The organism is Curtobacterium sp. MCBD17_028 (assembly GCF_003234875.1).
Classification (GTDB): Bacteria; Actinomycetota; Actinomycetes; order Actinomycetales; family Microbacteriaceae; genus Curtobacterium.
Window position 1 is genome coordinate 1 of sequence record NZ_QKTQ01000023.1, and the last position, 19298, is coordinate 19298.

Below are 19298 nucleotides of genomic sequence, written 5' to 3' on the forward strand. Positions count from 1 at the left end.
CGGCCGCCACACGCAGCGGCGCTCGTTCGGGATCATCCGGAGATCACGCCCGGGTACCACTTGAACAAGCAGCACTGGATCACGGTCGCGCCGGGTGCGGGGGTCGACGAGGTCCTGGTGGAGGATCTGGTCGGCAACTCGTACGACCTCGTGGTCGCCGGGTTGCCTCGGCATCGGCGGCCGCTGGATCCCTGGCGCCGCGGGGACGTCGGCGACTCGCGGCCAGCTCCCGACAGCGCGGGATGAACCGAGTCACGTCGGGCGTCGGGTCCCGAGCGGGCGGGCGGGTCCTCGGTGCGTTCGTGACCGTGCCGTCATGACCGCACGTTCGTGATCGTGCCTTCGTGACCGTGCCGTCGTGACTGTGCCGTCGTGACCGTGCCGTCATGACCGCACGTCAGAGCGAGGCCGGGACCCCCGAGAGCACCTTCCGGGCGACCGCCTCGATCTTGTACGGGAGCCCGCGGCCGCCCTCGAGGAGCACGACCGCCTGATCCCGCCCGAGGCCGGCGAACACATCCGCGACCGTGATGCCGTGTGCAGGCCGGTCGAAGCGCTCGATCCGATCACCGACTTGGACGGCTCCGGACCGGACCACGCGCAGGTAGGCGCCGGTGCGGTTGGCGTCCGTGAAGGTCCGCACCCACTTGTCCACCTTCATGCGGCGAGCGAACGTCGCGCACGGGACCCGCGGCAGCGTCACCTCGAGCACGAGACCATCGCCGACCCGCCAGCGCTCGCCGACCACGGCGGTGCTGACCTCGATCCCGCTCGTCCGGAGGTTCTCACCGAACAGGCCAGGCTCCACCGGACGCCCGAGCACCGTACTGAAGTAGGCCGCGTCCTCGTCCGCGTACGCGTAGACGGCCTGGTCTTCGCCGCCGTGGTCCTTGCGGTTCGCCTGGACGTCGCCGTGGAGGCCGAGTGGACGCACCCGCAACGGATCGGTCACCGGCCGCTTGTCGATCGCGGTCACGCCGACCGTCCCGGAGTCCGGGATGAGCTGGTGCACGCGGCAGACGGCCGTGACGAAGGGCATGTCGCCATCGTTCCGCCATCCGGGCTCACGATCAACCTCGCGGCGTTGCCGACACCGCCGGCAGGGCGGGCGTTGTCGACGCTGCGGACAGAGCGAGCGTGGCTGTGGCTGTGGCTGTGGCTGTGGCTGTGGCGGTTGCAGTCGGCAGGGAAGGCGTCTCCGCCGCGCACGCGGCCCGCGCTCCGGTCAGCTGACTCGACCGGACGCCGGAGCGACCGCTCGCGCCCGACCCCGGCTCCGGACCCCGCTCGTGCCGCGGCCCTGATTCCGGTCCGCGACCTCGAGCGTCACGACGATCGCCGCCAACAGGATGGCGGTCAGCACCAGCGAGAGCTGCGGGAGGAACGCGCTGAAGCCGGCTGCCAGGGTGAGGACGACCACGAGGGCGCTGGTGGGCCTCCCGAGCGTCGGCCGGAGCGCGAGCGCCCAGACGGCGAGCACGAACGCGGCGACCGGCACCGAGATGGTCGCGGCGGCCGCAGCTGGAGCGAGGCGCGCAGTGCCTTCGCTGGCGGCGATCGCCACCTCGATCCCGGCTGGCATCGCGGCGGCGGCAGCGAACACGACGTAGTGACCGTAGCCGAAGGCCAGAGCCCTCGGCAGTGAGGTGATCCGGTCGTGCTGGCTGCGCGCGAAGGAGATCCACCACATCGCCGCCACGATGACGAGACCCGCGCCGGCCAGGGCCAGCAGGGGCCCGATGCGCTCCGACGCCGCCAAGGCCCCGATCACCGCGTTGGCGCTCGCGACCAGGCCCTCGCCCAGGACGATGAGCGTGAAGAGGCTGTATCGCTCCGCGATGTGCCGGGTGTGCCACGGGGTGGTGTCCGTGCGCTCCGCGACGACGGGGACGGCGAGCTCGGCGACGACGAGCAGGAGGAACGTCAGGGTCGACGCGAGATCGGCCAACACCGTGACGCGGAGGACCCAGAGCACCTGCACCACGGTGATCCCGACGGCGTACTCGAGCGCGGTGCGGCGGTACCGCGTGTGCGCCGACGCCGCCCGGAGCCACTGACTCACCATGGCGAGGCGCATCACCACGTAGCCCATGGTGGCGACGAAGTCGTCACCGTGCTCGATCGCCGGTCCGATGCCGGCCGCCAGGACGAGCACGCCGGCCATCTGCACGAACGTGGTGACGCGGTAGAGCCAGTCGTCCGTGTCGAATGATGTGGCGAACCACGTGAAGTTGACCCAGGCCCACCAGATCGCGAAGAACACGAGGACGTAGCCGGTGACTGCGTCCGCGAGGTGACCACGCACCTCGAGGTGATGCAGGTCCGTCGCCGCGAAGGACACCGCGACGACGAACACGAGGTCGAAGAACAGCTCCAGCGGACTGGCTGCTCGGTGGGCTTCGGTCGGGTCACGGGGCACCATCCGCCGCAGGCCGGCGGCAGGCCACCGTCGCGTCGGGCTGTTCGGGATCGTCACGGTGTCATAGTGGCAGCGCCGGGGGCGGTGCAGGGGTGGCGGAACGTGCCGCCGTGGACAGCGCGGCACGGCGACGACCTGTGGAGGGAGCGCCGTAACATCCGCCCGCCAGGAGGCCCGGCTCGCGTCAAGCCTGGGAGGTCGCCGCCGGCACTGCGGCGAGCGCCTCGCCGGAGACGGTGTCACTCAAGGCCCCGCCGCCAGCCCCGCCGCTCGCGGCCCCGTCGCTGGCGGAGTGCGCGGAGTGCGCGGAGTGCACCGACCCAGTTGGCGTGGCGGAACGACCGGAGGGCGCGGGCAGGGGCTCGACCTGTGCGACCCGCTCGAGCGCGTCGAGTGCCCCTGAGATGGCACGCAGGTCGCCGTCGTCGAGATCAGCGAGCAGCTGCGACACGATGCCCGCGCGTTCGTGGCGTGCCTCGTGCACGGCTGCGATACCCGCGGGGGTGGCCGTTATGACGGACGCGCGGCCGTCGAGTGGATCCGTGACCCGTTCGATGAGCCCGCGCGCGTCGAGGTCGCTGAGCACCCGCGTCATCGTCGGCTTCGTGACGACCTCGTGTCGGGCGAGGTCGCCGGGCCGCAGCGGACCGAGCCGCACGATCGTCGACAGCGCCGACAGCAGGCCGTAGCTCAACGCGCCGGTGCCGGGCCGTGCCCTCCGATTGATGCGTCCGACCGCCACGGCCAGGCGCGCGGCGACGTCGCCGCGGTCGATCGGGGTCTCGGTCATGCACGCGCTCCGTCGGTCACCGGGTCCTTGGTCGTGGCGATGGTACCGGTGTCGCCGTCGGCGTGCACGTATCGCTTGCCTCGGATGAGCGAGGCGATGGCGGCCACGACGGACATGATCGCGGCGGCGGCGAATACCACGACGAGTCCGTGGTGGAACGGCCCGGAGATGAGCTGCGGGAAGAACTCCTTGCCCGTGAGGGTCGCGGCGTCGACGCCCGGACGATGCAGCACCCCGGACGGCCCGAGCAGGTTGCCGATCGGGTTGTACCCGAGGAACGCAGCGAACAGCGAGCCCACGGGCGGGGTCTGGCCGATCTGCTCCGCCACCGTCGAGGGCACGCCGTGGGCGCTGAGGCCCCGCGTGAGCGTCGCCGGCAGCGTGGTCGACAGTCCGGCGATCATGAGCGAGAAGAAGATGCCGATGGACAGCGAGGTCCCGGCGTTCTGCACGGTGCCCGCCATGCCGGACGCCGCACCGCGCTGGTGCTTCGGCACGCTGTTCATGATCGCGCTGCGGTTCGGAGCGCCGAACATGCCCGAGCCCAATCCGCTCAGACCGGTGATGATCGCGAAGAGCCAGTACGGGAAGTCGACCGGGATGAGCAGGAGCGCGACGAAGGTCCCGGCGACCACGACGAGTCCGGTGGTGGCGAAGGCACGTGCGCCGAACCGGTCGGACAGGGTCCCCGAGAGCGGCCCCGCGATGAGGAAGCCGATGGTGATCGGCAGCATGTAGATGCCGGCCCAGAGCGGCGTGTCCTCGTAGGAGTAGCCGTGCAGCGGCAGCCAGATGCCCTGCAGCCAGATGATGAGCATGAACTGCAGGCCGCCGCGACCGACCGAGGCGAGCAGACCAGCGAGGTTCGCCATCGCGAACGCCCGGATGCGGAACAGCCCGAGGTCGAACATCGGCTGGGCGGATCGGAGCTCGATGACGACGAACGCGATGAGCATGAGCACGCCGAGACCGATCGCTCCGTCGACCCAGGGGTTGGTCCACCCGGTCGCGCTGTTCCCGTAGGGCTGGATCCCGTACGTGATGCCCGCGAGGACCGCGGTGAGTCCGGCGGCGAACGTGAGGTTGCCCGGGATGTCCAGTCGCCCGGGGTTCTTCGTCCCCACCTCGTGCAGCGACTTGTAGGACCAGATGGTGCCGATGATGCCGATCGGGACGCTCACGAAGAAGACCGCCCGCCAGTCGACCACGGCGAGCAGACCGCCGACGATGAGGCCGATGAACGACCCTGCGATCGCCGCGACCTGGTTGATGCCGAGCGCCATGCCGCGCCGGTGCGCCGGGAACGCGTCGGTGATGATCGCCGTCGAGTTGGCGAACAGCATCGCACCGCCCACACCCTGCACGAGTCGCCAGATGATGAGCCACATGGCTCCGGATCCGCCGGTCCAGGGGTCGAGCGCCAATGCCACGGACCCGAGCGAGAACACGACGAACCCGAGGTTGTAGATGCGGACCCGGCCCAGCATGTCGCCGAGTCGCCCGAATCCGACCACGAGGACGGCGGTCACGAGCATGTAGCCCATGAGCATCCAGAGCAGGTAGCTCACGTTCCCCGCGCCGAGCGGGTTCAACCGGATGCCCTTGAAGATCGCGGGCAGCGAGATGATCACGATCGACGAGTTGATGGTCGCCATGAGCATGCCGAGCGTGGTGTTGCTCAGCGCGATCCACTTGTAGTGGGGGTGGTCCTTGGTGAACAGGGCCGGGCGGGCTGTGGTCAACGTGCTGCCTCCGACACGATTGGTTAGCTGTTGTGAACCAATCATACGGCCGGGAGGCCCGGGTCGGCCTCCCGAGGCGACGTCACCTCGAGCAACCGTCACGCAGGGAGCAGATGCACCGCCTCGGTCGCGAGTTCGGCCGCGATCGCGTCTTCTGCGGCCGTCGCCGCCCGGAGAGCGCGCAACTGCTCCGTCATCCCCGCCCAGTCCACGAGCCGATCGAGGTCCCGTAAGCGGAGGCGGAAGGCCAGTCCGTCCATCGTGTCGCGACACACCCGCACCAGCGAGGCGTTGCCGCAGGCGTCGACGAACATCCCGAACAGGGCCAGCGCGTCACGGTTCGCCCCGAGGACGTCGTGGTTCGCCATCTCGACGATCGTGGTGTCGAGGGCGGCGAGCACCCGAGCACGTTCCTCGCGGGACAGTCGTGGCACCGCGAGACGCACCACACCACCGAGGAGCACCCCCAAGGTCTGGAGGGCCTCGATCACCTGGGTGGGATCCGGCCGCGTTACGCGGGTGTAGCGGTTCGGCGCCATCTCGACGAGACCGGCGCGGGCGAGCTGACTCAGGGCTTCCCGGATGGGGGTGCGGGACACACCGAGCCAGGCGATCAGGTCCTCGTCGTTCAGGCGCTCGCCCGGCTCGAGAGTGCCGTCCATGATGGCCTCGTGGATGCGGTCGCGGACGGTGTCGCGGAGGAGCCGGTGATGCGCGGGTGGCGTCACGGGAACGGGCATGGCGGATCTCCCTCGTCGGGTTCGAGTACCGCGATGCTACCTGATATGTGACGTGGTGGATGCTGATGTCACCCGCCGAGCAGGTCCAGCGTCACCCGGTCCTCCTCGCCGCCGTACCAACGGTTCAGCACGGCGCGGAACGGTGCCGCGTCCTCCGCCACGTGCGCGAACAGCGTCATCGAGGACCGGAGCTTCACCGCGTCGATCTCACCGAGCAGCGCGATCGCGTCGCGGGCGGGCGCTTCTGCGACGACGGTCGCCGCGGTGCGCAGGCGTGGACCGAGGACGGCATGCGTGAGGTAGGCCCGTGCCTCCCGCTGCGAACCGATGGCGAACCGCACGGCGGTCGCGCTCTTGCCGAGGCCGGCGATCTGCGGGAACACGAACCACATCCAGTGCGAGCGCTTGCGGCCGGCGCGGAGTTCGGCGAGCGCCTGCTCGAAGACGCCGGCCTGCGCGCGCGTGAAGCGCTCGAGGTCGAAGGGGTCGGCATCCTCGTCGGTGGTGCTCATCGGACGAGGCCTCCCCATGCGTACTCGACGTCGACGCCGTCCCCGACGAGCAGACGGTCGGGCACGCGGTCGAGCAGACGGGGGAACCCGACGACGTCGGGCAGGTCGCCGCGGAGTTCCTCTGCCCGGGCGGCACGCAGCTGCCAGGGAGCGTGCGAGCGCCGCCACCACGACGTGACGCCGAGGTGGCGGGCGTGGACACCCGGGCGGTGCGTGAGAGCGACCGACAGCGCGTCCGGCGTGACTCCTCCGGCAGCACGGACCCGGACCGACGCTGACGCGCCGCCGTGCCGTCGGCGGGTGCGGTGGGCGAGGACGTCCCCGTCGCGCCGTGATCCCGCTCGCGCTGCCGTGTAGGGCACGCCGATCCCGATGCGCGCTGCGAGCACGGCCGGCACGTGTTGCGTGTCCACGGTCAGGTAGGTCGTTCCGTGTCGACCGGCGTCGTCGACGGTGGGCACCTCGACGGTGATCTCCGTCAGGCGACCGAGCGGCCCGGGCGGCGGCAGCGGCGGCACCGTGGTCCGGCGGAACTCGTACGCCGTCAGTGACACCCATGCGCTCCCGTCGATCCGGTCCGGCTCGGTCCGCGGTGGCACGAGGCTGGCCACCGTGTCCGCGTCCATCCGCCAGGACGCGAACACCACGTCCGCCCAGCGGTGCGCGGTGACGGCTCGGTGCGGGAGCGGCGCGGCCGTCTGCGCCACGAGGACGTCGGCGAGGGCGTCGAGCTCCTGGGGTCCGTTCGTCATGGCCTGCTGTCCATACCGACGCGGAGGCCCCACCGCACGAGGGGCACCTGCAGCGGGAGGCGCAGCAGGGCCGCCACGCGCATCCGTCGCTGCGAGCGCGGGTCGTCGAGCAGGTCACGCGCCATCTTGAGGTTCGCGGGGAAGACCGCGACGAAGAGCGCGGCAGCCGCGAATCCGCCGATCCGCCGGGTGCGTGGCACCGCCAGCGCCGCCGCCACCGCCACCTCGGCGACGCCCGAACCGATCGTCGTCGCACGAGTCGGCAAGGCCTCCGGCACGATCCCGTCGTACACACGGGGACGGAGGAAGTGGGTCACGCCGGCCCCGGCGAGCAGGATCGCGAGTCCGCGAGCCGTCGTGGCCGCGCGGCGCGCGCGTCGTGTTCGTCGCATCAGGCCATCCTGGACCGGTCGGCTGTGCTGCATCGGAATCCGAATCGGCCCGTGCGAGCGGGGCGGCCCGAGCGAGCGGGGCGGCCCGAGCGACCGGGGCGGCCCGAGCGACCGGGGCGGCCCGAGCCGCCGCGGCGCCCGGAAGGCACGGATTCCGCTGCGCAGGTCACGTCAGCGCTGTCGCCACGAGGTCGAGCACCACATGGGCGATCTCGGCCTTCGATCCCGACGCCTCGCGCACCACGTCGCCTCCGGCAGCCAGGACCTCGACGGCGTTGTGGCCACGCTCGAACCCGTGGTCCCAGCCGACCCGGTTCACCACGAGCAGATCGGCGGGCTTGCGGGCCAGCTTGTCGCGGGCCAGGTCCAGGCGAGCGGCGCGGTCGGGCTCGGTCTCGGCCGCGAACCCGACGACGAGCTGGCCCGCACGGCGCGCCGCCACGAGGTCGGCGAGGACGTCGGGGTTCCGGACGAGTTCGAGCGTCAGGTGGTCGCCCGCGTCCTCTTTCTTGAGCTTCGATGGTCGGACCTCGGCCGGACGGAAGTCTGCGACGGCCGCCGTCATCACGACGACGTCAGCGGCCACCGCGGCGGCGTGGACGGCATCGGCGAGCTCGAGGGCGGTGCCCACCCGGATGACCTCGACCGGGAGTGCATCGGGCGCGTCGTCCATGGCCGCGAGCACCGCGTCCTCGATGTTCGCCGCCACGAGGGTCACGACGGCTCCCCGGCGCGCTGCCTCGGCCGCGATCGCGACTCCCTGCCGCCCGCTCGAGCGGTTGCCGATGTACCGCACGGGGTCAACCGGCTCACGGGTGCCGCCCGCACTCACCACGACGTGGTTGCCCGACAGGTCCCCGCGTCGGGCGTCGGGGTGCACCGCGGTCTCGGGCGCGGTGGGCGACTCGTCGACATGGGGGACGGGAGCGGTCGGTGTCCACCCGTGGCGGGCCTCCCGGCTGTCGGCCGCGGTGGTGACCGTCGTCGCAGCGGACGGCTCGTCGCGTCCACGCGTTCCGCTCGCGGGCAGGACGGCGAGCGCTGCCGCGACGATGTCGTCGGGCTCGCTCATGCGCCCGATCCCCGAGTCCTCGCCGGTGAGCGGCCCGTCCTCCGGACCGACGACGTGGACGCCTCGCTCCCGCAGGGTGGCGACGGACGCGCGGGTTGCGGGGTGGTCCCACATCTGCGGGTGCATCGCTGGCGCCACGACGACCGGTGCTGTCGTCGCGAGCAGGGTCGTTCCGAGCAGGTCTCCGGCCAGTCCCGCCGCGGTCCGTGCCAGGAAGTCGGCCGTGGCCGGTGCGACGACGACGAGGTCCGCGCGGCGGCCGAGCGCGACGTGGCGGACCTCCGCGACCTCCTCGAACACGCTCGTCGACACGGGGTTACGGCTGATGGCCTCGAGTGTGGGCAGTCCGACGAAGCGCAGTGCTCCTTCGGTCGGGACCACGTGGACGTCGTGTCCGAGCCGTACGAACGCCCGCACGACTCCGACGGCCTTGTACGCCGCGATGCCGCCGGTGATGCCCACGACGATCGTCCGACGCTGCTCGGACTGTGACACGGTCGACCTCCGCTCTGGCGGGGCCGATCCCCGCCCGGCCGACGGTACCAGCGGGCAGGGAGCGGCAGGCCGTCCTCCACAACGCATCGCTCTCTCCACAATGCGCGCTGTGTCACGCGTCCGCTGAGCCTGGGCGGGGTGTTCGGGCGCCATCGCGTCCACATGCTGATCGATGTCGAAACGCGTCCACAGGTGGGCAGGCGAGCCCGGGACGTCGTGCGGCGGGTGCGATGATCGACGCATGTGCACCGTCGTCGTCCGGGTCGAACCCGACACCGCGTGGCCGGTCACCCTGCTCGCACTGCGGGACGAGGACCCGTCCCGTCCCTGGGACCCCCCACGCGCCTGGTGGCAGGACCGCGGCGACGACGTGGTCGGTGTCCGGGATCGGACGGCAGGGGGCGCGTGGCTCGCAGCGTCCGCTCCTCGCCGAGCCCTCGCGGTCGTCCTCAACCGCGCCGAGCCCGTGCCCGCGACGGACGGCGGTTGGGCGACGCGGGGGTGGCTTCCGCTCGACGCCGTCACGGGGGCCACCCGGGCGGGCGAGCGGCCGACCGAGCGCTCCTACAACCTGGTCCACGCCACGCCGCAGGGGGTGCGCGTGACGTCGTGGGATGGTGCACGCGTCCTCACGCGAGGACTCGGACCGGGCGTCCACGTCGTGACGGAAGGCGCTCCGGACGACGTCGCGCTCCCACGGATCGCTCGGTGGCTCGATCCCTTCCGCGACGCATCGGCTCCGGTCGGCCCGCCACCGTCGATCGAGCCACTCCTCGCGGCGGAGGCGCCGACGACGGGGCTCGGGGCCGATTGGGAGGACTGGTTCGCAGTGCTCCGTTCGGGTGCCGACGTCGCGCCGGACCGACCGGACGCGATCCTCCGTGACGATCTCCGCGCCGACGGCCGATTCGCGACCCTGTCGGTCGTCGCCGCGGCCGTCGGACCGTCCGGCGTGGTCCTCGAGCACGCGCGGTTGGCGACGCCCGGGAGGCTCGGCACGCGTTCCTGATGCTCCCGCGCCTTCCCGTCGGATCGCGGAATTCTGGCGTACTGAACCGGTTGTAGGATCATGCAAACGCATTGATCCGTCTGGAGGACTTCATGGGTGGCAGCGCATTCGGCAACATCAGCGGTGGTGGCGCGGGACCCGGGCGTCCGGTCGACGTCCCGCCCGCGGCGCCGGACCGGGTCGGAGCGGTCCAGCTCGGGCTCGACACGTTCGGTGACGTGACCGAGACGACCGCGGGTGTCCGTCTGACCCAGGCCCAGAGCATCCGCAACGTGGTTGAGCAGGCGGTCCTCGCCGACCAGGTGGGCGTCGACTTCATCGGGGTCGGTGAACACCACCGCGTCGACTTCGCCGTCAGCGCACCCGAGGTCGTCCTGGCGGCCATCGCCGCGCGCACCGAACGGATCCACATGGGCTCCGCGGTCACGGTGCTGAGCTCAGACGACCCGGTGCGCGTCTACGAGCGGTTCGCGACCGTCGACGCGCTGTCCAACGGGCGCGCCGAGGTCGTGCTCGGCCGCGGGTCCTTCACCGAGTCGTTCCCGCTCTTCGGATTCGACCTCGCAGACTACGAGACCCTCTTCGAGGAGAAGCTCGAGCTCTTCGCCGAGGTCCTCAAAGAGGGACCGGTCAGCTGGTCCGGCACGAAGCGCGCCCCGCTCCACGAGCAAGAGGTCTGGCCGAAGACCGAACACGGCCGCATCCCGACGTGGATCGGAGTCGGGGGTTCGCCGCAGTCCGTGATCCGGGCGGCGAGCTACGGGTTCCCGCTGTTCCTCGCGATCATCGGCGGTCAGCCCGCTCAGTTCGCACCGTTCTCGCGCCTCTACCGACAGGCGCTCGACCAGTTCGAGCTCCCGCAGCAGCCGATCGCCATGCACTCGCCAGGGTTCGTCGCAGCGACGGACGACGAGGCGGCCGAGCTGTTCTACCCGTACCACAAGGACGTCACGGATCGGCTCGGACGTGAGCGCGGGTGGCCGCCCTTCGACGAGTCGCAGTACCGCGCTGGCCTGTCGGCGGGCGGTTCCCTCTACGTGGGATCGCCCGAGACGGTCGCGAAGAAGATCGCGCGAAACATGCGCATCCTCGGGGTCTCGCGCTTCGATCTCCGTTACAGCACCGGTCGACTCCCGCACGAACACATGATGCGGTCGATCGAGCTGTACGGCACGAAGGTCAAGCCGCTCGTCGAGGAGATGCTCGCTGAGGAGGTCCCCGCGGTCTGACCGGGGCGCCACCGGCCTCCCTGGAATGGTGATCCGTGACCAAACCCGGAGGCGGAGGGCACCGAACACAAACCAGGGGCGAGCCGCGTCGAGCTGTGTCATGCAGACGGCCGTCCGCTCGTGCCCGCGTGCACCGGATCCGATGACCCGAACTCGGGTCCGGTGCGCCTCCTCCCGTACGGCGGATGTGACAACGCGGCGGCGGTGACCCTCGTGCGTCCGTCCGGCCGCGCCCCGCGGCGCCCCGGTAGCATCCAGCGATGGCCCACACGTCCAGCCGACGAGACCGCTCAGCGCGCGAGGAGCGGTTCCGCGGACGGATCCTCGGCGTCGGGACCACGTCCGGGCACCGCATCGTCGTCGGGATGTGGCAGGACTCCCCGTTCCGGCACTTCACCGACGTGTTCGTCGAGTTGCCCGACGGCAGCAGCCTGCTCCTGGCGCCGGACGAACTCGTCGAGCGGTACGTGTCGAGCACCTACCGGTTCGACGCGACCCGGGTCGTCGATGTGCACCTCGTTCGAACCACACGTGGCCTGGAGCTCGATGCCGGACCGCTCCACCTCGAGGTCACCGTCGGCGCGATCACACCCCTCGGCCGGTTGCTCCGGCTCGTTCCGCGGAGGATCGCCACCGATCCCCGATGGCTCGCGATCGTCGATCCGGTCGCGCGCCTGCTGGTGCGCGGGGCGGGGACCGCGGGCTCTGCCGGGGGAGGCCGGCGTGAGTACTACGGCGTGACCGGCGCTCATGCGGTGACCGCGGTGACGGGCACGTGGGACGGCGCTGACCTCGGCACCCTGACACCGCTCGACCCGCCGGTCCGGTTCGGCTTCGCCTCCATGCCCGCCACGCCCCAGGTCGTCGACGTCGAGACCGTGATCCGCGGGCCGGGTGTGGGGACCGACTGACTCGCCGCACGCCCGGGAGGTCCCGGGGAACTCCGCTGGCGACACACCCGACCGAGCAGACCGGATTCAGGAGGATCGGTGCCGGGCTGGTGTCGAGCCTCCCGGCTGACGCGGTTTTCCTGAGTTGTCGGCGCTGCCGAGGAGGCGGGGCGACGGGGTCAGGCGCGGCCCTGCCGGCCGTTCCGTGGCGTCACGTGGGTTGGTCTCGACGCGCCGCCTCGGCTGATCTGCCGCCTGCGGTCGACGATTCAGGAGGATCGGTGCCGGTCGGGTGCCGGGCCTCCCGGCTGGCGCGGTTTTCCTGAGTTGTCGGTTGATCTGCCGCCTGCGGTCGAGGGTTCAGGAGGATCGGTGCCGGTCGGGTGCCGGGCCTCCCGGCTGGCGCGGTTTTCCTGAGTTGTTGGTTGATCTCCCGCCTGCGGTCGACGGTTCAGGAGGATCGGTGCCGGTCGGGTGCCGAGCCTCCCGGCTGGCGCCGTTTTCCTGAGTTGTCGGCGCTGCCGAGGAGGCGGGGCGACGGGCTCAGGCCTCGGTCCTCCGAACGTTCCGTGGTCGTCACGTGGGTTGGTCTCGACGCGCCGCCTCGGCTGATCTGCCGCCTGTGGTCGACGGTTCAGGAGGATCGGTGCCGGGCGGGTGCCGAGCCTCCCGGCTGGCGCGGTTTTCCTGAGTTGTCGGCGCTGCCGAGGGAGGGGGCCCAGATCAGCACAGACGACAGCCGCGCCTCCGGGAACCGCGGTCCCCGGCGCCGCACCCCGCGAGCCGCACCCCGCGAGCCGCGAGCCGCGGAGCCGCGCCGGCGGGGATCCGGGCAGCCACCCCGTCAACCGACCGCGCGCGCCTGCCCGACGAGCACGACCAACACCACCACGAGGCCGACGAGGACCATCGCGCCCTCGAGAGCCGCGAGCGTCGCGAGCCGGTGCCGCACGTGCCGGACGGCGAACCGCACGACGAGCATGGCGACGAACAGCACGAGCACGAGCACGAGGCCGGTCCATCCCACGGCGGGCACGAGCAGCCCCATGAGCCACATCACGAGCCCGACGACGATCGCGGTGATGGCGCCGACCACGACCCAGATCGTGCCGTCCGAGGTCGTCAGGGCCGGCTGATTCCGGACCAGGGTCGGGTCGTCATCGTGCGGACCGGTCATGGCCGGGACCGTACTCCCGACGCCGTCGACCGGGCCCAGATCACCGAGTCGGTGGACCACCGCCAGCGGGCCGGTCCGCGTCCGCCTCGGCCTACGGCGGCCCCATCAGCCACAGCACCGCGATGAGCACCGGCTGCCCGACGAGCGCCCCGCTGACCATGATCCATCGTGCCCACGGCCGCGCGACGAGTTCGGGCGACCCCGTCAGCGGCGCGAGCGGCATGAGGAGCCGCGGGGTCGAGGCCATGGGGATCGACACGGCGAACACGTACAGCGCGTACGCGGCCGCGAACACGACAGTGACGAGCCCGAGCTCGCGCGTGGACCGCCGGGACAACCACACGCCGTACGCGACGGCCATGGCGATGACGAGCAGCACCCCGCCGACACCGACCCAGCGGGCCGCGGTGAGGAACCAGGGCGAGAGCGGCACGAAGTGCACCCGACCGATGAAGTTGACCCACCACGACATCTCGGTGTCGAGGTACGCGTTCGGCCGGCCGGTGGCATGCGACGCGATGACCGGCCACGCCACACCTGCGGCGGCGGTGACGAGTCCGGTCCCGATGACGGTGAGTCGCTCGCGCACGGGGAACGACCCGCGGTCCCGGACGTACCGGACGAGGGCGACCACCCCGAGTGTGAGGGGGATCGCCAGCTCGCCGGGACGGGTGAACGCCGCCACCACCGAGAGCAGGGTGAGTGGCAGGTACCGCCGCCGCTGCATGGCGAGGAGGGCACCGAACACGAGCGCCAGGAACATGCTCTCGGCGTACCCGACCTCGAGCAGGAACGAGAGCGGCCCGAGGCAGAAGAAGAACACGGCCCACAACGCGGCGGTGCCGCCGGCGCGCTCGCGGACGAGCGCGTGCAGCAGGTATGCGGCGACGAGGCCGGCGATGGTGGCGATGAGCGGCGCGCCGATCCGGAACGGGAGGCCCGTGGAGGCCGTCAGCATCCGGATCGTGAACGGGAACGCCGGCAGGAACGCCCAGTTGTTCTGCATGACGTGCCCGAGGGCGTCCGTCGGGAGCACGGACGGGTACCCGTGCAGGGAGATGTCTTCGTAGTACTGGCCGTCCCAGCTCGTCAGGAACGTCAGGAACCCGTGGTCGTTGCCGCGGATGGCGTTCGCTGGCTGCGCCCGCACGATGAGCGGGTACACCAGGGCGAGCCACGTGGTCGACAGCATCCGCGACGCCGCGAACAGGACGAGGATCGCCGCCCATGCGGGTGTGCTGACGGCGAGGTCGGCGAGGCGGTTCCGGGAGGGACGGGCGACGACCGAGACGGCGGCGGGCCGAGCGGGGCGCTCGAGTTCGTCGGGGCCCCTCATGCAGCCACCTCACCGCAGGTGGGTGGCACCCTCCGAGCAGACCTCACGCCGCCACGATAGACGGCGTTCCTGGGGGGACCGCCGGGGCACGCCCGTCGGACTACGCTCGAACGGAGATGAGCGAGGCGACGACGCAGGCGCAGACCGGACGACGGCGACGGAGCGCGACGGCCCTGGCCGTCCTCGTCGCGGGCACGTACTTCATGGAGCTGCTCGACGGCACGATCGTCAGCACGGCGGCGCCGGCGATCGGGCGGGACCTCGGCGTCGACTCGGCGGCGGTCGGCATCGCGATCACGGCGTACCTCGTGACCCTGGCGGTCCTCATCCCCGTGAGCGGATGGGTGACGGACCGGGTGGGGTCGCGCACGGTGTTCCTCGGCGCGATCGTCGTCTTCACCGCCGCGTCGGGGTTGTGCGCCGCGGCGGACTCGCTCGCGACCCTGACGGCATGGCGGGTCGTCCAGGGTCTCGGTGGCGCGCTCATGGTGCCGGTCGGGAGGCTCGTGGTGCTCCGGAGCGCGGGCCGCGACCGCCTCGTGACCGCCATCGCGATCCTGACGTGGCCTGCGTTGGCCGCACCGATCGTCGCGCCGTTCCTCGGCGGGGTGCTCGTGGACGCGCTGTCCTGGCACTGGATCTTCCTCGTGAACCTGCCGATCGGCGCGGTCGCACTCGTCGCCGCGGCCGTCCTCGTGCCGCAGGAGCGTGGCGCCGAGCGGGTGCCCTTCGACTGGGTGGGCGCGGTGCTCGCGTGTCTCGGGCTGGGCGGCCTCGTGGTGATGGCGTCGCTGCTGTCCCTCACACACGTGCCGGTGGTCGCCGCGACGGTCGCGGGCGTCGTCGGGGCGGTCTGCTGCTGGCTCGCGGTGCGACACCTGCGCCGAGCGGACCACCCGATCCTCGGGCTCGACGCACTGCGGCTCGAGACCTTCCGGGTGTCGCATGCCGGGGGCTCGCTGTTCCGGCTCGGTGTGTCGGCGGTGCCGTTCGTCCTGCCGCTGTTGTTCCAGGACGCCTGGGGCTGGTCCGCGGTCGCGGCGGGTTCCGCGGTGTTGTTCGTGTTCGTCGGCAATCTCGGGATCAAGCCGACGACGACGCCGCTCCTCCGCGCGTTCGGGTACCGGCCGGTCGTCATCGGCTCGACGGCGACGGCCGCGGTGTCCGTCGTGCTCATGACGGTCCTGACACCGACGACGCCGTTCTGGGTGCTCGCGGTCCTGCTCGTGGTGAGCGGTGCCGCACGTTCTGTGGGGTTCACGGCGTACAACACGATCGCGTTCGCGGACGTCGAGCCCACGGCGATGACCCCGGCGAACACGCTCTCGTCGACGTTGCAGCAGGTGGCCGCCGGGTTCGGCGTCGCCGTTGCCGCGGTGGTGCTCCGCGCTGCGGCACCGCTCGGCGGCCCGGGGTCCTCCGTGCCCTACGACGCCGCGTTCGTCGTCATCACGGTGCTGCTCGCGGCAGCGTGCCTCGAGGGCGTGCTCATGAGCCGCGACGCCGGGTCAGCGGTGCGTCCGGCTCGCCGCGCGGCCGCCCGCTGAGCGGAGGCACGACGAGTGGCGCGCCGCCGAGTGGTGCGCGCCGCGGGAGGATCCGCACCACCGGGCGATGCATGGGGGAGGACCCGCCACGCGAGCGGGTCCTCCACGGTCTCACTGCTCGGGGCTGCCCGACTCGACGTCGTCGCCGAGGTCGGCGTGGTCGTTCGTCCCGTGCAGGCCGTCGGGCAGGTCCTCGGCGGACTGCTGGCGCTCGTCGGGGGCGTCGGTGTCCGGCTGCTCGGGCGCCTCGGGCGTGGTGGACTCTTCGGCAGGGTCAGGCTGGCTGTAGCTCATGACCCGAACGGTAGGGCCGGGCCGCTCGGCCGTCCGTCATTCACGGCCGGGGTCCAGGTGCCCCGTACCCTCGGGCGCCTCGCGGCGATACAGTCACAGCGAGCGCTTGCGTACCGGGGGTACGGTCCGAAGGCGGCGCCGGGGCCCTGCCCTGGCGCGCGACCACCAGGTCGGACGAACGACGAACGGCAGGATGCGAGGCGACATGCAGGGCGGAGAGCAGCGAGCCATCCGAGTGGTGAGCTACAACCTGCGCGAGCACACCGCGAACGGGGAGCTGGCCGCACTGGCGGAGGCGTCCCAGGCCGACGTGCTCTGCGTGCAGGAGTGCGACAGCAACGACCTGGCGCCCGAGGTCGGGGGGCTCACCCTCGCGGCGTCGACGAGCGCGAATCGGCTCGGGCTCGCGATCTACAAGCGCGACGACCGGTTCGACGTGCGCGACTTCACGATCCACTCGCTGCAGAAGTCCCTGCACGACCGCGTCCTGGCGCCCGCGCACGAGCGGCTCATCGCGATGCACCTCGAGGACCACGAGGCGGACGCGGAGGTCATCGTGGCGTCCTTCCACGCCTCGCCCCTGACCGCGACGAACAGCCTGCGGCGCAAGCAGATCGAGGCCGCGCACCAGTTCGTCCGTGACCTGTCGAGCGAGGCGCCGGCGATCATGGTGGGGGACTTCAACTACCCCTGGTTCCAGACGAACCTCCGCAAGAAGATCGAGGAGCACGGCTTCGCCCTCTCGTTGAGTGACCAGCCGACCTACCTGCGGTACCGCCGGTTCACGGGCCACTTCGACTTCGCGACGAGCGTCGGTCTGCACATCGCGGGCGTCGAGACGCTCCCCGCGGGCATCTCGGACCACCGTCCGATCCTCGTCACCGCCCACTACGAGGCCCCCGCGATCAGCGGCGCTCCGTCGTCGGTCGCCGAGCCGGCGGCCTGACCCGCGCCACCCGCCGGGCCGGGAGGCGTGGTGCGGGCCGGTCCCGCACCTCCCGTCCGTCGACGCCGGGCCGGGAGGCGTGGTGCGGACCGGTCCCGGACCTCCCGTCCGTCGACGCCGGGTCGGGAGGCGCGGTGCGGACCGGTCCCGGCCCTCCCGTCCGCCGTCAGCGCCGGAGCGTCGCCCGCGCCAACCGGTTCCCGACGAACTGGCCGAGCTGCACGATGACGACGATCGTCGCGACCGAGATGTACACGATCCACCAGTCGTAGCGCTGCGACCCGTAGGTGATCGCGTACTCGCCGAGGCCGCCCCCGCCGACCAGGGCGCCCTGCGCGGTCATGTCGACGATGCCGACGAAGATGAAGGTGTAGCCGAGCACGAGCGGCCCGAGTCCCTCGGGGATGAGCACCGTCAGCACGATCGCCAGCGGGTGCGCGCCGGTTGACCGCGCAGCCTCGACGACGCCCGGGTCGAGGGACACGAGGCTCTGCTCGACGATCCGGGCCACGGCGAACGCCGCCGCGAGGGAGATCGCGAACGTCACCGCGGGCACCCCGATCGTGGTGTCGACGACGCCTCGGGACAACGGTGCGACGGCGGCCAGGAAGATCACGAACGGGATCGGCCGGACGATGTTCACGACGACGTTGAGGACCGTGAAGACGCCGCGGTGTCCGAGCAGGTTGCCCGGTCGAGTGGCGTACAGGGCCAGGCCGAGCGCGAGCCCGATGACGCCCGCGACGACCAACGAGACGAGCGACATGACCAGGGTGTCCCGGATCGAGGACAGGTACACGTCGATCGTCGTCAGGAACCCCTGCAGTCCGGTGGTCATGAGCGGGCCTCCTCCGTTGTCGGGCCGTCGGCGATGTCCGGTGTCGGGGCGGTCGGTCGTTCCTCGTCCGCGGTGACCCCTGCCTGCCGGAGTGCCGCGAGTGCGCGGTCGACCGCGGCGTCCGCGCCGGAGAGCTCGTAGGTGAGCGCGCCGATGCGGCGCTCGCGGATCTCGCTGACACCGCCGTACACGAGCTCCGCTCCGACGCCGGCCGCGGCGAACACCGCGTCGATCCGCGCCTGGAGGCCGTGCTCGTCCGTGATCCGCACGGTCACGAGCCGGCCGGGGTGGCGGTCGCGGAGCCGGGTGAGGGTCGCCGCGGAGGGCCGGTCGTGCAGCGCCGATCGGACGAATCGACGCGCGGCCTCGGTGCCCGGCGCCGAGAAGACGTCGTACACGTCGCCGACCTCGACGACGCGGCCGCGCTCCATGACGGCGACGCGATCGGCGATCTGCCGGACTGCGTCCATCTCGTGGGTGATGACCATGATCGTCACCCCGAGCTCGCGGTTCACGCGGCGGAGCAACGACAGGACCTCGGTGGTGGTCTCGGGGTCGAGCGCGCTCGTGGCCTCGTCGGCGAGGAGCAGCGGTGGGTTCGTGGCGAGCGCCCGGGCGATGCCGACCCGCTGCTTCTGCCCGCCCGACAGCTGTTCGGGGTAGGCGTGCGCGCGGTCGAGCAGACCGACGAAGTCGAGGAGCTCCGCCACCCGGCGGTCCCGTTCCTCGCGGGGGACCCCGGCGACGCGCAGGGGGTAGGCGACGTTGCCCGCGACCGTGCGCGAGCGGAACAGGTTGAACTGCTGGAAGATCATGCCGATGCGGCGTCGGGCCTGACGCCGGTCGCGTTCCGGCAGGCTCGTGAGCTCCTGACCGGCGACGGTGACCCGTCCCGACGTCGGCAGCTCGAGCGCGTTGACGAGCCGCACGAGCGTGGACTTGCCCGCACCGGAGTAGCCGATGATGCCGAGGACCTCGCCCTCCTCCACGTCGAGGGTGACGTCGTCGACCGCGACCACGGGGTCGTCGTGGTCGCGGCGGACGTAGCGTTTCGAGACGGCCTCGAGGCGGACGAGCGCGGGCATGGGTCCTTCCGGTGGGGACGGGCGGACGCGCAC

20 protein-coding genes are annotated in these 19298 nt (G+C 71.7%); 6 read left to right on the plus strand and 14 right to left on the minus strand.

Going from position 1 to position 19298, the window contains the following annotated elements:
* On the plus strand, positions 1 to 246 hold a 246-nt coding region (locus DEI86_RS15540), incomplete at its 5' end, for an MmcQ/YjbR family DNA-binding protein (protein ID WP_181439819.1).
* Positions 247 to 397: 151 nt separating this feature from the next.
* Here DEI86_RS15540 and DEI86_RS15545 read toward each other — a convergent pair.
* The 9 genes from DEI86_RS15545 to DEI86_RS15585 form a co-directional block, all read right to left on the minus strand.
* Positions 398 to 1039 carry an MOSC domain-containing protein gene (locus DEI86_RS15545; protein WP_111050117.1) on the minus strand — a complete coding sequence of 214 codons (642 nt, stop codon included), beginning with the start codon at positions 1037 to 1039 and terminating at the stop codon, positions 398 to 400.
* Positions 1040 to 1225: 186 nt separating this feature from the next.
* Positions 1226 to 2476 (minus strand): low temperature requirement protein A, encoded by a 1251-nt coding sequence (locus tag DEI86_RS15550; protein WP_258376582.1) that lies wholly within the window; start codon positions 2474 to 2476, stop codon positions 1226 to 1228.
* 127 nt (positions 2477 to 2603) lie between these two features.
* Positions 2604 to 3209, minus strand: coding sequence for a MarR family winged helix-turn-helix transcriptional regulator (locus DEI86_RS15555; RefSeq protein ID WP_111050119.1), 606 nt, complete (start codon positions 3207 to 3209; stop codon positions 2604 to 2606).
* The gene (locus tag DEI86_RS15560) at positions 3206 to 4951 is read right to left on the minus strand and encodes an MFS transporter (RefSeq protein ID WP_258370232.1); all 1746 of its coding nucleotides are present in this window, start codon (positions 4949 to 4951) and stop codon (positions 3206 to 3208) included. The genes DEI86_RS15555 and DEI86_RS15560 overlap by 4 nt, the downstream gene beginning before the upstream one ends.
* Before the next feature lie 98 nt (positions 4952 to 5049).
* Positions 5050 to 5691, minus strand: coding sequence for a GntR family transcriptional regulator (locus tag DEI86_RS15565; protein ID WP_111014099.1), 642 nt, complete (start codon positions 5689 to 5691; stop codon positions 5050 to 5052).
* A gap of 68 nt (positions 5692 to 5759) precedes the next feature.
* The gene (locus DEI86_RS15570) at positions 5760 to 6203 is read right to left on the minus strand and encodes a DUF1810 domain-containing protein (RefSeq protein ID WP_111050120.1); all 444 of its coding nucleotides are present in this window, start codon (positions 6201 to 6203) and stop codon (positions 5760 to 5762) included.
* Complete coding sequence (locus DEI86_RS15575) at positions 6200 to 6955, minus strand: DUF2071 domain-containing protein (RefSeq protein WP_111050121.1); 756 nt, start codon at positions 6953 to 6955, stop codon at positions 6200 to 6202. Before DEI86_RS15575 ends, DEI86_RS15570 begins: the two co-directional genes overlap by 4 nt.
* Positions 6952 to 7347, minus strand: a complete 396-nt coding sequence (locus tag DEI86_RS15580) for a hypothetical protein (protein ID WP_111011614.1) — start codon at positions 7345 to 7347, stop codon at positions 6952 to 6954. Before DEI86_RS15580 ends, DEI86_RS15575 begins: the two co-directional genes overlap by 4 nt.
* Positions 7348 to 7513: 166 nt before the next feature.
* Complete coding sequence (locus tag DEI86_RS15585) at positions 7514 to 8914, minus strand: phosphopantothenate--cysteine ligase family flavoprotein (protein ID WP_258370231.1); 1401 nt, start codon at positions 8912 to 8914, stop codon at positions 7514 to 7516.
* Between the two features lie 241 nt (positions 8915 to 9155).
* Between DEI86_RS15585 and DEI86_RS15590 the strand changes: the two genes are divergently transcribed.
* The 3 genes from DEI86_RS15590 (at position 9156) to DEI86_RS15600 (ending at position 12063) form a co-directional block, all read left to right on the plus strand.
* Complete coding sequence (locus tag DEI86_RS15590) at positions 9156 to 9923, plus strand: NRDE family protein (RefSeq protein WP_111014096.1); 768 nt, start codon at positions 9156 to 9158, stop codon at positions 9921 to 9923.
* Positions 9924 to 9994: 71 nt separating this feature from the next.
* Positions 9995 to 11152: an LLM class flavin-dependent oxidoreductase gene (locus DEI86_RS15595; protein WP_258370230.1), complete on the plus strand. Its 1158-nt coding sequence runs from the start codon at positions 9995 to 9997 to the stop codon at positions 11150 to 11152.
* A 260-nt stretch (positions 11153 to 11412) separates the two neighbouring features.
* Complete coding sequence (locus DEI86_RS15600) at positions 11413 to 12063, plus strand: hypothetical protein (RefSeq protein ID WP_111014094.1); 651 nt, start codon at positions 11413 to 11415, stop codon at positions 12061 to 12063.
* Positions 12064 to 12886: 823 nt separating this feature from the next.
* On the opposite strand, the gene DEI86_RS15605 is transcribed toward DEI86_RS15600, so the two are convergent.
* Together DEI86_RS15605 and DEI86_RS15610 are read right to left on the minus strand one after the other, a co-directional pair.
* Positions 12887 to 13219 (minus strand): hypothetical protein, encoded by a 333-nt coding sequence (locus DEI86_RS15605; protein ID WP_146244972.1) that lies wholly within the window; start codon positions 13217 to 13219, stop codon positions 12887 to 12889.
* Positions 13220 to 13310: 91 nt separating this feature from the next.
* Positions 13311 to 14555, minus strand: a complete 1245-nt coding sequence (locus DEI86_RS15610; protein WP_111014092.1) for a mannosyltransferase family protein — start codon at positions 14553 to 14555, stop codon at positions 13311 to 13313.
* A gap of 116 nt (positions 14556 to 14671) precedes the next feature.
* On the opposite strand from DEI86_RS15610, the gene DEI86_RS15615 reads away from it, so the two are divergent.
* Complete coding sequence (locus DEI86_RS15615; protein WP_111037459.1) at positions 14672 to 16102, plus strand: MFS transporter; 1431 nt, start codon at positions 14672 to 14674, stop codon at positions 16100 to 16102.
* A 111-nt stretch (positions 16103 to 16213) separates the two neighbouring features.
* On the opposite strand, the gene DEI86_RS15620 is transcribed toward DEI86_RS15615, so the two are convergent.
* Positions 16214 to 16396, minus strand: a complete 183-nt coding sequence (locus DEI86_RS15620) for a hypothetical protein (protein WP_111050124.1) — start codon at positions 16394 to 16396, stop codon at positions 16214 to 16216.
* 205 nt (positions 16397 to 16601) lie between these two features.
* On the opposite strand from DEI86_RS15620, the gene DEI86_RS15625 reads away from it, so the two are divergent.
* Positions 16602 to 17342: an endonuclease/exonuclease/phosphatase family protein gene (locus DEI86_RS15625; protein WP_258368790.1), complete on the plus strand. Its 741-nt coding sequence runs from the start codon at positions 16602 to 16604 to the stop codon at positions 17340 to 17342.
* A gap of 166 nt (positions 17343 to 17508) precedes the next feature.
* Here DEI86_RS15625 and DEI86_RS15630 read toward each other — a convergent pair whose 3' ends face one another.
* Positions 17509 to 18180, minus strand: a complete 672-nt coding sequence (locus tag DEI86_RS15630) for a methionine ABC transporter permease (protein ID WP_111050125.1) — start codon at positions 18178 to 18180, stop codon at positions 17509 to 17511.
* Positions 18177 to 19265 (minus strand): methionine ABC transporter ATP-binding protein, encoded by a 1089-nt coding sequence (locus tag DEI86_RS15635; protein WP_111050126.1) that lies wholly within the window; start codon positions 19263 to 19265, stop codon positions 18177 to 18179. Before DEI86_RS15635 ends, DEI86_RS15630 begins: the two co-directional genes overlap by 4 nt.
* Between the last annotated feature and the right edge of the window lie 33 nt (positions 19266 to 19298).